The organism is Amycolatopsis sp. NPDC051716 (assembly GCF_040681595.1).
Taxonomy (GTDB): Bacteria; Actinomycetota; Actinomycetes; order Mycobacteriales; family Pseudonocardiaceae; genus Amycolatopsis.
Map to the genome: position 1 here is coordinate 391,812 of NZ_JBFAZA010000001.1, position 11,779 is coordinate 403,590.

The 11,779-nt window shown below is 71.0% G+C and carries 15 protein-coding genes; 1 reads left to right on the plus strand and 14 read right to left on the minus strand.

Annotated features, from left to right (window positions below; genetic code table 11):
• Positions 1 to 201: 201 nt before the first annotated feature.
• Together AB0M30_RS01875 and AB0M30_RS01880 are read right to left on the minus strand one after the other, a co-directional pair.
• Entirely contained in the window at positions 202 to 972 is a 771-nt protein-coding gene (locus tag AB0M30_RS01875) for a class III extradiol ring-cleavage dioxygenase (protein ID WP_364578624.1), read from the minus strand.
• Between the two features lie 67 nt (positions 973 to 1,039).
• Positions 1,040 to 1,432: a MarR family winged helix-turn-helix transcriptional regulator gene (locus tag AB0M30_RS01880; RefSeq protein ID WP_364578626.1), complete on the minus strand. Its 393-nt coding sequence runs from the start codon at positions 1,430 to 1,432 to the stop codon at positions 1,040 to 1,042.
• Between the two features lie 66 nt (positions 1,433 to 1,498).
• Between AB0M30_RS01880 and AB0M30_RS01885 the strand changes: the two genes are divergently transcribed.
• A complete protein-coding gene (locus tag AB0M30_RS01885; protein ID WP_364578629.1) occupies positions 1,499 to 1,951 on the plus strand; it encodes a MarR family winged helix-turn-helix transcriptional regulator in 453 nt (150 codons plus the stop codon).
• Here the strand turns inward: AB0M30_RS01885 and dnaB are convergent.
• From dnaB to AB0M30_RS01945, 12 genes are all read right to left on the minus strand, one after another.
• A complete protein-coding gene (gene dnaB / locus AB0M30_RS01890; RefSeq protein ID WP_364578757.1) occupies positions 1,948 to 3,360 on the minus strand; it encodes a replicative DNA helicase in 1,413 nt (470 codons plus the stop codon). The two genes, AB0M30_RS01885 and dnaB, sit on opposite strands and share 4 nt — an antisense overlap.
• 507 nt (positions 3,361 to 3,867) lie before the next feature.
• Entirely contained in the window at positions 3,868 to 4,656 is a 789-nt protein-coding gene (locus AB0M30_RS01895) for an ESX secretion-associated protein EspG (protein WP_364578632.1), read from the minus strand.
• 98 nt (positions 4,657 to 4,754) lie between these two features.
• Positions 4,755 to 6,131 carry a hypothetical protein gene (locus AB0M30_RS01900; RefSeq protein ID WP_364578634.1) on the minus strand — a complete coding sequence of 459 codons (1,377 nt, stop codon included), beginning with the start codon at positions 6,129 to 6,131 and terminating at the stop codon, positions 4,755 to 4,757.
• A gap of 1 nt (position 6,132) precedes the next feature.
• On the minus strand, positions 6,133 to 6,732 hold the full coding sequence (locus AB0M30_RS01905; RefSeq protein WP_364578637.1) for a DUF3558 domain-containing protein: 600 nt from the start codon (positions 6,730 to 6,732) through the stop codon (positions 6,133 to 6,135).
• Positions 6,729 to 7,082: a hypothetical protein gene (locus AB0M30_RS01910; protein WP_103340298.1), complete on the minus strand. Its 354-nt coding sequence runs from the start codon at positions 7,080 to 7,082 to the stop codon at positions 6,729 to 6,731. The genes AB0M30_RS01905 and AB0M30_RS01910 overlap by 4 nt, the downstream gene beginning before the upstream one ends.
• 130 nt (positions 7,083 to 7,212) lie before the next feature.
• Entirely contained in the window at positions 7,213 to 7,674 is a 462-nt protein-coding gene (rplI, locus tag AB0M30_RS01915; RefSeq protein ID WP_103340299.1) for a 50S ribosomal protein L9, read from the minus strand.
• A 14-nt stretch (positions 7,675 to 7,688) separates the two neighbouring features.
• Complete coding sequence (gene rpsR / locus AB0M30_RS01920) at positions 7,689 to 7,937, minus strand: 30S ribosomal protein S18 (protein ID WP_003098744.1); 249 nt, start codon at positions 7,935 to 7,937, stop codon at positions 7,689 to 7,691.
• Between the two features lie 43 nt (positions 7,938 to 7,980).
• Positions 7,981 to 8,499 carry a single-stranded DNA-binding protein gene (locus tag AB0M30_RS01925; RefSeq protein WP_103340301.1) on the minus strand — a complete coding sequence of 173 codons (519 nt, stop codon included), beginning with the start codon at positions 8,497 to 8,499 and terminating at the stop codon, positions 7,981 to 7,983.
• A gap of 17 nt (positions 8,500 to 8,516) precedes the next feature.
• The gene (gene rpsF, locus AB0M30_RS01930) at positions 8,517 to 8,843 is read right to left on the minus strand and encodes a 30S ribosomal protein S6 (RefSeq protein ID WP_176742059.1); all 327 of its coding nucleotides are present in this window, start codon (positions 8,841 to 8,843) and stop codon (positions 8,517 to 8,519) included.
• A 115-nt stretch (positions 8,844 to 8,958) separates the two neighbouring features.
• On the minus strand, positions 8,959 to 9,804 hold the full coding sequence (locus AB0M30_RS01935; RefSeq protein WP_364578759.1) for a hypothetical protein: 846 nt from the start codon (positions 9,802 to 9,804) through the stop codon (positions 8,959 to 8,961).
• 118 nt (positions 9,805 to 9,922) lie between these two features.
• Complete coding sequence (locus AB0M30_RS01940; RefSeq protein ID WP_364578642.1) at positions 9,923 to 10,834, minus strand: hypothetical protein; 912 nt, start codon at positions 10,832 to 10,834, stop codon at positions 9,923 to 9,925.
• Between the two features lie 117 nt (positions 10,835 to 10,951).
• A complete protein-coding gene (locus AB0M30_RS01945; protein ID WP_364578644.1) occupies positions 10,952 to 11,764 on the minus strand; it encodes a hypothetical protein in 813 nt (270 codons plus the stop codon).
• Between the last annotated feature and the right edge of the window lie 15 nt (positions 11,765 to 11,779).

The following is an 11,779-nucleotide window of genomic DNA, read 5'->3' on the forward strand; positions in this document are numbered from 1 at the left end:
GGAACCCGCCGGCCCACGAACCCCGCTGTCACGGCGGCAGGCGCTCCACCGCGCCGCGAGGGCGACCTCGCACGGAGCGCTCCGGCGACGTGACCGCGGCTGCGGGACCACCCGCGAACACCGGATAGCACTCCTTCCCTGGAGACGACGAGCCCCAGGAGCCGACACGGCTCCTGGGGCTCGTTCGCGTTCGCGGGCCGGTCAGGAGAACTCGAGGGAACGCTTCGCCAGGCCGTGCCAGAAGCCGTCGATCACCGTGCGGCCCGAACCCTCGTCCGAAGTGGCGCCGAGGGAGACGAACAGCGGCGCGAAGTGCTCGATCCGCGGGTGCGCGAGCGTCGCCGCCGGCGCCTTGTGGCGGAAGTCCAGCAGCGTGTCGACGTCGCCGCTGCGCAGGACCTCGGCACCCCAGTGGTCGAATTCGGCCGACCACGCCGGCGGCGTCCCATCGGTGGCGCGGGCCATGCCGCTCAGGTTGTGGGTGAAGAAGCCGCTGCCGATGATCAACACGCCTTCGTCGCGCAGCGGCGCGAGCTTGCGGCCGACGTCGAACAGCTCCCGTGGGTCGAGCGAAGGCATCGAGACCTGCAGCACCGGGATGTCGGCGTCCGGGTACATCTCCACCAGCGGCACGTAGGCGCCGTGGTCGAGGCCGCGCTCCGGGGCGTCGTGCACCGGCGTCTCAGTCGAGCGAAGCAGCTTCCGGACCTTCGCGGCCAGCTCCGGCGCGCCGGGAGCCGCGTACTCCACCTGGTAGTAGCGCTCGGGGAAGCCCCAGAAGTCGTACACGAGCGGCACGGTCGTCGTCGCCCCGATGGTCAGCGGCGCTTCCTCCCAGTGCGCCGACACGACCAGGATCGCGCGGGGCTTCGGGAGGTCGGCGGACCAGCCGGCGAGCTGGCGGGTCCACGTCGTGTCGTCGGCGAGCGGCGGGGCGCCGTGGCTGAGGTAGAGAACCGGGGTGCGGGTCATCGGGCGCTCCAGTGCTTGAAAGTTCAACTACTAGAGTATCCGACGCTGCCGCGGCCCGGGATATTCCTCAGTCGGCGCCGAGGTTCGCGGCGCACCGTTCCAGTGTGCGCAGCGTGGTGCGGTAGTCGTCGTCGCTGATGCCCTCGACGGCTTTCGTGCGGAACTCCTTGATGCGCTCTTCGACGCGGGCATGGGCTTCGCGGCCGTCGGCGGTCAAGGTGCCGTCTTCGCCGACCCAGCCGCGGGCCCGCAGGTCGGCCACCTTCGGGGCCATCGGGCCCTCGCCGGTGACGAACGGCGCCATCGCCGTGTCGACCTGCTCCGGCGTGCGCGCGCCGAGAGCGATCGTGTTGAGTACCTGCCAGTGCCGGCGAGTCAGTGACTCCGCGTCGAGGGTCCGGGCCATGGAGGATTCGAGAAGCTCGTGGAGGTGGCGAAGCCACCAGCCGAGGGGTTTCATGAGGACTCCGAGATGTCGGTGAACAACTGCATGTAAAAGTACATGTAGTTTGAAGAGGGAGCAACCATGCCGGACGCCGTGGCCGACGTCGAGCGCGCCATGATCGCGATCCGCCGCAGCCAGCAGCGGCGAGCCCTCAGCCGGATCGGCAAGGCGAGGGGCCGCGGCGCGCACGACCCGGTGTTCGAGCTGCTCGACGTCGTCGAAGAGCTCGCCGAACGCGGCGAGCCCAGTACGGTGACGGCCTTGAGCGCGGCGATGGGCGTCGACCAGCCGCGTGCCAGCAGGCTCGTGGCGCGCGCTGTCGAGCAAGGGCTGCTTCGCCGCGAAGCCGATCAGCGCGACGGGCGGCGTGCGGTGCTCGTACCGACCGAAGCCGGCCAGGCGCACCTCGACGAGCTGCACGCCTTCCGCCGCGGGGTGTTCGCGGAGGTCATGGCGGACTGGCCGGAGGAGGACCGCGAGACGTTCGGCCGGCTCCTCACGGCCTTCGTCCGCGGGTACGGCGCCCTCGGCTAGTCGTGCGAGAGGTCCACGAAGCGGCTGTAGTGCAGCTGGTGCGCGACGGTGATCGTCGCCGTCGGGCCGGCGCGGTGCTTCGCGATGATCAGGTCCGCCTCGCCCGCGCGCGGGTCGTCCCGCTCCCAGGCGTCCGGGCGGTTGACCAGGATGACGAGGTCGGCGTCCTGCTCCAGGGAGCCGGACTCACGCAGGTCGGACAGCATCGGGCGCTTGTCCGTGCGCTGTTCCGGACCACGGTTCAGCTGGCTGATCGCGATCACCGGGACCTCGATCTCCTTGGCCAGCAGCTTCATCTGCCGGGAGAACTCCGAGACTTCCTGCTGCCGCGACTCGACGCGCTTGCCGGACGTCATCAGCTGGAGGTAGTCGAGGACGACGAGCTTGAGGTCGTTGCGCTGCTTCAACCGGCGCGCCTTCGCGCGGATCTCCATCATCGTCATGTTCGGCGAGTCGTCGACGAACAGCGGCGCCTCGGACACCTCGCTCATCCGGCGGGCCAGCCGCGTCCAGTCGTCGTCGGACATCTTGCCGCCGCGCATGTCCGCGAGGCGGATTTTGGCCTCGGCCGAAAGCATGCGCATGACGATCTCGGTGCGGCTCATTTCCAGCGAGAAGATGACGCTGGTCAGGCCGTGGCGGATCGACGCCGAGCGCGCGAAGTCCAGGCCCAGTGTCGACTTGCCGACACCGGGCCGGGCGGCGACGATGATCATCTGACCCGGGTGCAGCCCGTTGGTCAGCTCGTCGAAGTCGGTGAAGCCGGTCGGGATGCCCTGCGACTGGCCACCGCGCGAGGCGATCGCGTCGATCTCGTCCATCGTCGGCTGCAGCAGCTCTTCGAGCGCGACGTAGTCCTCGCTGGTCCGCCGCTCGGTGACGTCGTAGATCGCGGCCTGCGCGCGGTCGACCACCTCGTCGATGTTCGCGCCGTCGGCGGCGGCCGCGCCGTAGCCGTACTGCACGATCCGGGTGCCCGCCTCGACCAGGCGGCGCAGCACCGCCTTCTCCGAGACGATCTCCGCGTAGTAGCCGGCGTTCGCCGCCGTCGGCACCGTCGCGATCAGCGTGTGCAGGTAGGGCGCGCCGCCGACGCGGCCCAGCTCCCCGCGCCGCTCCAGCTCCGCCGAGATGGTGATCGGGTCGGCGGGCTCGCCACGGCCGTAGAGGTCGAGGATGCAGTCGTAGATCGCCTGGTGCGCGGGCTTGTAGAAGTCGTCGGGGCCGAGCGCCTCGATGACGTCGGCGACCGCGTCCTTGGACAGCAGCATGCCGCCGAGCACGGACTGCTCGGCCGCGATGTCCTGCGGCGGCTGGCGGTCGAACGCGCCACCGCCGGGGCCGCCGGGATCGCTCGGGCCCGGGTCGGACTCCGCGTACATCGGACTGCGGTCGTCGGTCAGCGCCACCGCCCCGGACACCTCCTCATCGTGTCGAACACTCGTTCGAGTATGCCGGATCTTCGCTCTCGAAGCACGTGGCCGGCGCTCGTGCGTCCGGCCACCCCGGACCTCGTCCCCCGATGATCGGCGACAACGCCGGCCGGCTGCCGCAGACACGCGGAGCGCCACCGTGAGTACAGGCCCGAGCGGGCACGCTAGATCCCCCGGACGGCCGATGGCAATTCAGGGTGGGGACCCTTCTGTGGACAACCTGGGGATGAATGGGGGTAACCAATCACAGGTGCCGCCAGAGCTGTGGACAAGTTGGGGACAAGCGTGATCGGCTTTGCGAAATCCGCAGGTCAAAGGCTGTGAACAAGGTGTGGAGAACTTGCGAAAAACTCGTCCGGCGTGTCGCGCGAAGTCCGTCGTTCGGCGTGTCGTGGACCAGTTCGAGCCCATTGACCCACACGGCCTGTGGATGAATATCACGGAGGGTAGACGCGTCACCCGGTGGCCTGAACGCACGTTCGGTCAGGCCGCGGTGAGCCGGCCCTGTGCGCTGCGTAACCGGTCGGCGAGAACGCGCTGGTCGGCCGGGGTGAAGGCGATCCGGTTCTCGCCGCGTCCCGGAATCTCCTCGGTCAGCCACCGGCCTTCCGACGTATCGATGTAGTTCACCGGGCGTTCGATCCGGTGCCGCGCGCCGGTGCGGCTGCGGGCCGCGACGTAGAGGCTGCCACTCCCCATCCGGCGCAACGCGAGGATCCGGCGGAGCTCCTCGACCTCTTGCGAACCGTCGGCCGGGCGGTCGCTGCGGAGCACGGCGAACCCGCCGTCGTCCCTGCGGGCGGTCCCCTCGAGCTGGCTCTTCGGCACGGCGATCGGTGTGCCGCGGCCCGGGGCCAGCTTCGGGATCTGGCCGAGGAAGTCGTCGAGCAGCTCACCCGGCCGCGAGGACTCCAGCACGACGACGTCCAGCTCCTCGTGCTTGGCCAGCACGAACGCCTCGCCCCCGGCGCTGCCGGCCAGCAGCCGGTAGCTCACCGGCTTGCCCTGGAACCCGCCGTCGACCCAGCCGTAGTACTCCAGCTGCGGCCGGGCGATCGCCTCGATCGTCGCGACGAACCCCGGGTGCATGCCGCGCGGGCCGAACAGCCCGGCCTTGGCGAGTTCGGCGTTGGCCCGCTCGTCCTCGGCGCGCTGGGCTTCGTCGCTGTACCAGGTCGGCGTCTCGGACAGCACCGTGTGCGGCTCGCCGCCCCGGCGCCGGATCAAGGTGATCAGGGCGCCGGTCGTGATGGTGACCTGCCTGTCCAGCACCGCTCTTCCCCCATTAATGCTCGACCTCGATGAACCCGGTGATCACGGGAAACGCCGGGCGCGCCCATCTTGGCACGCGCCCGGTGGCCCCGCGTGCGCTACTCGCCGATGACCGGCGGCGCCGTCAGCTCGTCGCTCCCGAAGATGTCGTTCGGGTCGTCGCCGAGCAGGTACTTCGACGTGCGTTCCTCGTCGCCGCCGCCCTGGCCCTTGGCTCCGCCGGGGTGCATGCCGCCCATGCCACCCATCCCGGAGGCGGCGCCGCGTCCCGCCGCCGCGCCGCCCATCGCGCCGCCGGCACCCGCGCCGCCCCGGCCGGTGCCGGCCGCGTCCGCGCCACCGGGCATGGCACCGGTCGCGCCGCCGGGGCCGAAGCCGCCGCCGCCCGGCCCGAAGCCCGCCGCCGGGTCGCCGATGCCGCCCGAGCCGCCGGGCCCGAAGCCACCGCCGGGGATGGAGAAGTCGCCCGCGCCGCCGCCGCCCGAGCCGCCGGGGCCGAAGCCGCCGGCTCCGGGGATCTTCGGCGGCGTGAACCCCGACGAGTGGGTGCCGTCGCTGAAGTTCGGCGGCGTGTAGGTGCCGACGCCGGGGATCTTCGACGGGTCGTAGTTCCCGCCCGGGATCTGCGACGGGTCGAAGTTCGGCGGCTTCGCGGGGTCGAAGCCCGGCACCTTGCCCGGGTCGAAGCTGCCACCCGGGGTGTTCGGCTGGCCGGGGAAGGACGGGACACCGCCCGGCCCGGGCATGTTCACGCCGGGCACCGAGCCGGTCCCGGTTCCGGTTCCATTGCCGGTCCCGGTCCCGTTGCCGTTGCCGTCCCCCGTGCCGTTGCCGTCCTTGCCGCCCGGCTTCTTCTTGCCGTCCTTGCCGCCGTCGACGTTGACGTTCTCCTGCTGGCCCTGGAGCGCCGAGTACGTCGGCATCTTCTGGCCGTTGTCGTTGCTCGCCTTGTAGTAGGTGTTGAAGGCGTCGACGTTGGCCTGGCCCTTGGCGTTGTAGTCGCGGATCGCCCGGTCGGTGTCGGTCGTCCACGGCGTCACCGCGTTGAGCAGGTTGTTCTTCGGCGGGTCCTTCGGCACCGGCTGCACCTGCGCGTGCACCGTGGTGAAGGCGTTGTGCTGTTCCCCGAGGTACTTGTCGGAGTCGGTGAGCTTGGTGCCGGAGTCCTGCATCCACACCCGCAGCGGGTGCGCGCCGGCGTTCTGCGCCGCTTCGGCGCCGCCGCCCGTCCAGGCCGCGTCCATCTCCCTGGCCAGCGCGTCGATCGTGCCGAGGCGTTCGGAGTAGGCGCCCTTCAGCCGGCTCGCCGCCGACTGCCCGTTCTCGATCGAACCGGCGCCCGGACCGGTGGTGATCTTCTCCCAGATGTCGTAGCAGTCGATCTTGCGGTCGCCCTGCACCGACGTGTGGTCGTCCGAATGCGTGGTGGCCATGTTGTACGCGGCGAAGCCACCGAGGAGCACCAGTTCCAGCATCTCAGCCTCCCAAGGCGTGGATCATCGCTTCGCCGAACTTCTGCGCCACCGAGCACGGGTCCGACGCCCCGGCGCCGTGGTCGTACTGCACCAGGATGTTGACCGCCAGCTGGTCGGTCACCCCGACGAACAGGCCGCACTTGCCGCTCTTGCGCCCGTCCACCGCCGCCGCGTAGACCGACGGGTACCCGTAGGCCTGGGACTCGCCGAAGTAGGCGTCGTTGGCCTTGGTGTCGTAGACGTCCTGCAGGCCGTTCTTGTTCGCCGTCACCGTCGTGACGTCGATCTGGTTGCCCGGGTCGGCGGCTTCCTGGAACGTGCAGCTCGGGCCGTTGCCCGTGGTGCGCGGAGCGCCCTCGCCGAGGGCCAGCGTGGAGCGCCCGGAGGCGTCGATCGTGGCGCAGGCGTCCGAGGTGATCGACGCGGTGTCCAGCGGCCTCGGCACCCTCGGCGCGGTGTCGGCGGTGGACCGGGTGGCGTCGCTGCTCGATTCGGCGGTGGACGGCGCCGGGTTGGCGGTGCCCCGGGTCTTGCCGGCGCAGCCGGCGAGCGCGAGCACGGCGAAGGCCAGCGCCGGGACGGCGATGAGTCGTCGGTTCACGTGGGCTGATTCCCCGTCTTCGAAAGGTCGGCGGACGCGTCCGACTCCTTGGTGGTGATCTTCTGCTTCGCGGCGGTGAGCGCTTCGATGTAGTTCTTGACGTAGTCCTGCATCTTCTGGTTCTGCTCGAGGAACGCCTTGCCGGACGGGTTCGCGAGCTTCTCCCAGTCGCCGCTCGCGAACTCCTTGCCGGGCGCCTTCACGTTCGCCATCAGGTTGGCGTCGTCGTAGTCGCGCTTCAGGTCGGCCTGCAGGTCCTGCCACTTCTTGATGACGCCGTCGATCTTGTCGGCGTCGAACGTGAAGCCGCCGCCACCGGCCGGCGCGGACATGTTGACCTCGTTACCCATCCCGATCCACCCCTTCGCATCCGGCGCCCATTCTCCTCCGACGCCGCCGAGGTGTCCGAGGTTCCCCGAAAAGCGTGAAGGCGGGCCGCCCACCAGGGGCGACCCGCCTTTTCACGACGTAACTGCCTTGCTACTGCGCGACGGCCTTGACCTCGAGCCGCACCTCGACCTTGACGTCCGGGTGCAGCCGGGCGCCGACCGAGTGCTTGCCCACGGTCTTGATGTGGTCGCGCAGCTCGATGACGCGCTTGTCGAGCAGCGGGCCACCGGCCGCCTTGATCGCGTCGACGATCTCGGCCGAGGTGATCGAGCCGAAGAGCTTCTTCGAGCCCTCGGCCGCCTTGCCGGTGAGCTGGATGGCGCCGAGGCCCTCCAGCGTCGCCTTGATCTCCTTGGCGTGGTCGAGGTCGCGGATGCGACGGCTCTCCTGCGCGCGCTGGATGGTGCGCACGTTCTTCTCCGCGCCCTTGGAGGCCGGGATCGCGTAGCCCCGCGGGAGCAGGTAGTTGCGCGCGTAACCGTCCTTGACCTCGACGATGTCGCCGGGGCCGCCCAGGTTGGCCACGTCCGTGGTGAGGATGATCTTCGCCATGTCTGTGCCCTCCCTTAGCGCGCGGTCGAGGTGTAGGGCAGCAGCGCCATCTCGCGGGAGTTCTTGACCGCGATGGCGATGTCACGCTGGTGCTGGCTGCAGTTGCCGGTGACGCGACGGGCACGGATCTTGCCGCGGTCGGAGATGTACTTCCGCAGCAGGTTGGTGTCCTTGTAGTCGATCAGTTCCGGGCGGCCCTTCTTCTCGGCCTTGCAGAACACGCAGACCTTCTTCTTGGGCTTGCGGATGGGTGGCTTGGCCACTGTCTACTCCTGGTAATTCAAATCTTTGTGGATGTGTACGAGATCAGAACGGAGGCTCGTCGGAGAAGCCGCCGCCACCGCCGCTGCTGCTCGCGGCCGGCGCGGAACCCCACGGGTCGTCGGCCGGCATTCCGCCGCCACCGCCGCCGCCGCGGTTCCCACCGCCGCCACCGCCGCCGAAGTCACCGCCGCCACCGCGGCTGACCTTGTTGACCTTGGCCGTGGCGTAGCGCAGCGAGGGGCCGATCTCGTCGACCTCGAGCTCGACGACGGTCCGCTTCTCGCCTTCCTTCGTCTCGAAGGACCGCTGCTTCAGGCGGCCCTGCACGACGACGCGGGCGCCGCGGGTCAGGGACTCGGCGACGTTCTCCGCCGCCTGGCGCCAGATGTTGCAGCGCAGGAACAGCGCCTCGCCGTCCTTCCACTCGCCCGACTGCTTGTCGAGCGTGCGCGGGGTGGACGCGACGGTGAAGTTCGCGACCGCCGCACCGGAGGGGGTGAAGCGCAGTTCCGGGTCGGACGTCAGGTTGCCGATCACCGTGATGACGGTGTCTCCAGCCATCGGGATTCCCCTTCGGCTCAGGCCTTGGCGGCGGCGGGCTTGGCCGCGGCGCGCTTGACCTCGCGACGCATGACCTTGGTGCGGAGCACGGTCTCCTGCAGCGACAGCTGGCGGTCCAGCTCCTTCACCGCGTCCGAGGACGAGTTCAGGTCGAGCAGGGCGTAGATGCCCTCGGCGTGCTTCTTGATCTCGTACGAGAGGCGACGACGGCCCCAGACGTCGACCTTCTCGACGCTTCCGCCCGAAGTGCGGATCACGTTGAGGAAGGTGTCCAGCGTCGGAGCGACAGTGCGCTCGTCGAGCGTGGGGTCCAGGATGACCATTACCTCGTAATGGCGTGACACAACCACTCACCTCCTATGGGCTCGCGGTCACGGACTGTCCGTGACAGGAGGGTTTGTCCAGGTAAGGCTACCTGGGGGCCTCGAGGAGACCGGACAGCGGGGTCTTCTCCGGGGGTCAGGCGGCCCGGCGGAGCACCCAGGTGCGGACGAGCCCGGCGGTCACGCCGGCGAGCACGATCACCGCGATCAGCATGGGCAGCTGCACGTCGTTCGGCGCGCTGCTCGAGGCCACCGACTGCGCGTTGCCGGCGTCGCGGATGTCCACGCCCTGGCCGCTCTGGTCGCCCGCGCCCGCCTGCGGGGCGGCCGCGTCGCCGGGAAGGGTGCCGTTCGCCGGGTAGCGCACGCCCGGGGCGACGGCCGTGCCGGCGGTCGCCGTCGGGATGCCGCCGTAGTCGCGCATCGGGGCGCTGCCGCCCGTGCCGCCGGCGGTGCCCGGGTTGAGGTTCGAGAGGTTGCCCGACGCGCCACCCGGGGTGGTGCCGGTACCGCTGCCCTGCTGGGCGCCGGTGCCGCCGCCCTGCTGGGCCGGGGTGCTGGGAGCCACGTAGTTGCTCGCGAGCACCGTGAGGCCGCAGCCCGCGGCGACCGTGCTCTCCACGCTGTTCAGCGTCTTGTTCCAGTCGAGCCCGAGGCCCCACGTGCCGGACGCGGCCAGCGCGGTGCGCACCGCCTTGCCGATCGCGGCCCCGTTCGCCTCCCCGCCCGCGGCGTTCGGCACCTGGCCGACCGGGATCGAGTGGTTCTTGGCGATCGAATCGCCCGCCCAGCTGCCGACGGCGAGGGTCCCGGCGTTGTTCGCGCCGTTGGTGACCAGGGTCTTGACCGAAGCCCCGTCGATCGCCACCTGGTCGCCCACCTGCCCGCTGACCGAGCCCGTGCAGCTGTTGCTGACGAGGGTCGTGGCGGCGGAGGCCGTGCCCGTGGAGAGGAATGCGCCGCCGGCCAAGAAAGCGACCATGGCGGTGACGGTCAGGGTCTTCCGCACGAGCACTGTCCTCCAGGGAATTACGGGGGCGTCGTTCCGGGCAACACCAGAATGAACGACCGAGATACGTGAAAGATACTCGGCAGTTGGATCAATTCGCAGCGGCCATCCGGCGGAGCACCCAGGTGCGGACGAGGCCCGCACTGGCTCCGGAAAGCGCCAGGACCGCGATCAGCAGCGGCAGGTTCGACCCGTTGGTGAAGCCGTCCGACGCCGAGGGTAGCGCTTCCGCCTGGCCCGCGGTCTGCACGCCGGAGCCGGCGTCCGGCGTGCCGGCCGGACCGGTGAGGCCGTACTGCGGGGCGTAACCGGGGATCTGGCTGCCGTACCGGATCGCCGGGGAGGGGGTGAACAACCCGGCCGTCGCGAACGGGATGCCGCTGTAGTCGCGCATCGGGGCGTAGCCCGTGCCGAAGGTGAACGGGAAGCCGCCGAACAGCGGGGTGCTCGCGAAGCCGGGCAGGAGCGGGCTGTTCGCGTCCGGGATCGGCGTGGTGCCCGCCGGGGTCCCGCCCTGCTGCGGCGCGCCCCCGGACCCGCCCTGGGCCGGTGGCTGCTGCTGCGGGTTCCCGCCCGTGCCGCCGGGTTGCTGCGGCGCGGGCTGACCGCCGCCGGTGAGCGAGCGGAGGCCCTGCTGGGTGCCGCCGGTCACGCCCTGGACGCCCTGGTTGATGGCGCTCGCCGCGGGCGCGCCGACCACCGGCACCGGCGAGACGACGGTGTTCACCACGTTCACGGTGACCTGGCAGAGCGTGCCGAGGATGGCGTTGATCGTCCCGGTCAGCACCTTCGTGCCCTCGGTGACGACGCCCAGGTTGAGCGGGAGGCCGAGCAGCGGCGTCGTGGCCTTGACGGTGTCCCCGGGCTTGGCGCTGATCGTGTCACCGCACTTGGCCGTGAGCGTGTCCGCCGAGGCGGTGCCGGGCATGCCGAGCACGGCCGAACCCGCGAGGGCGACCGCCGCCGCACCGACCGCCGTTGCCCTCCGTGTCCGATCCCGCATGCTCGCCGCCCCTGGTCTCGTCGCCTACTTACCAGTACAACGACGTTAAGGCAGCCGGGTGACGCCCGCTCGTTCAAAAATGTCCGGCATTCGGGTGGAAGCCGAGGTCACCGTGCGTCAGGCGGGGCTGCGGCGGATCCAGGCCCGGACGAGCGCGGCCGCGACGATCGCCAGCGCCAGCACCGCGAGCAGCATCGGCAGCTTCGCCGGCGGGGTGACCGCCGGGAGGGCCTCCGCCGTGCCGGACCGCTCGGCGTCGACGGTCGGCGGCGGGACCTGCTGACCGGGGATGATCTGCGCGATCACCGGCGCCTGCACCAGGGTGCCCGGCAGCAGTGCGGCGTTGGTGAAGATGCCCGAGATCGCGTCGCCCGCCAGGCCGGCGTTGCCCGGCCCGGTGACCACCGGGCCGGTGCTCGAGCCGGGCAGGTTCGGCCCCGGGCTCGGCGGGGTCGGACCCGGAGGCGCGGGCGGCGCGGGCGGAGCAGGCTGGGGCGGGTTCGGGCCGGGCGCCGGCGGCAGGGGCAGCGGCGGCAGACCGGCGGCCACGCCCTGCGTCAGGTTGCCGACCGCGTTGACCGTGCCCTGCGCGACCGGGCAGACGCCCTTCGCGGCGGCGTCGCCGACCAGCGGCACCCGGCCGATGCCGAGCGCCTTCACCGTGTCGCCGAGCGGCAGCGTGAGCAGGGGGGCCGAGCCGTTCGTGTTCCGCGAACTCGAGTCGAGGCCGATGGTGAGCTGGTTCGGGGCGTTCAGCGGGGCGCCGGCGTCGAGCACCAGGCCGTTCGCACTCCCCTGCTGCAGCGTGGCCTGGCAGTCGCCGCCCAAGGTGGGGCTGGGATCGGCGCTCGCCACACCCGGCGCGGCCAGCGCGGCCGAAGCGGCGATCGTGAAACCCAGTGCGGTGATCCGGGTGACGCGCTTCCCCATCATGCCCTCCGGCAG

Excerpts from the sequence above, each read along its gene's own strand:
- AB0M30_RS01875 (WP_364578624.1), bottom strand. The coding sequence starts at position 972 with ATGACCCGCACCCCGGTTCTCTACCTCAGCCACGGCGCCCCGCCGCTC.
- AB0M30_RS01880 (WP_364578626.1), bottom strand. The coding sequence starts at position 1,432 with ATGAAACCCCTCGGCTGGTGGCTTCGCCACCTCCACGAGCTTCTCGAA.
- AB0M30_RS01885 (WP_364578629.1), top strand. The coding sequence starts at position 1,499 with ATGCCGGACGCCGTGGCCGACGTCGAGCGCGCCATGATCGCGATCCGC.
- AB0M30_RS01900 (WP_364578634.1), bottom strand. The coding sequence starts at position 6,131 with ATGCTGGAACTGGTGCTCCTCGGTGGCTTCGCCGCGTACAACATGGCC.
- AB0M30_RS01910 (WP_103340298.1), bottom strand. The coding sequence starts at position 7,082 with ATGGGTAACGAGGTCAACATGTCCGCGCCGGCCGGTGGCGGCGGCTTC.
- rplI (WP_103340299.1), bottom strand. The coding sequence starts at position 7,674 with ATGGCGAAGATCATCCTCACCACGGACGTGGCCAACCTGGGCGGCCCC.
- AB0M30_RS01925 (WP_103340301.1), bottom strand. The coding sequence starts at position 8,499 with ATGGCTGGAGACACCGTCATCACGGTGATCGGCAACCTGACGTCCGAC.
- AB0M30_RS01935 (WP_364578759.1), bottom strand. The coding sequence starts at position 9,804 with ATGGTCGCTTTCTTGGCCGGCGGCGCATTCCTCTCCACGGGCACGGCC.
- AB0M30_RS01940 (WP_364578642.1), bottom strand. The coding sequence starts at position 10,834 with ATGCGGGATCGGACACGGAGGGCAACGGCGGTCGGTGCGGCGGCGGTC.
- AB0M30_RS01945 (WP_364578644.1), bottom strand. The coding sequence starts at position 11,764 with ATGGGGAAGCGCGTCACCCGGATCACCGCACTGGGTTTCACGATCGCC.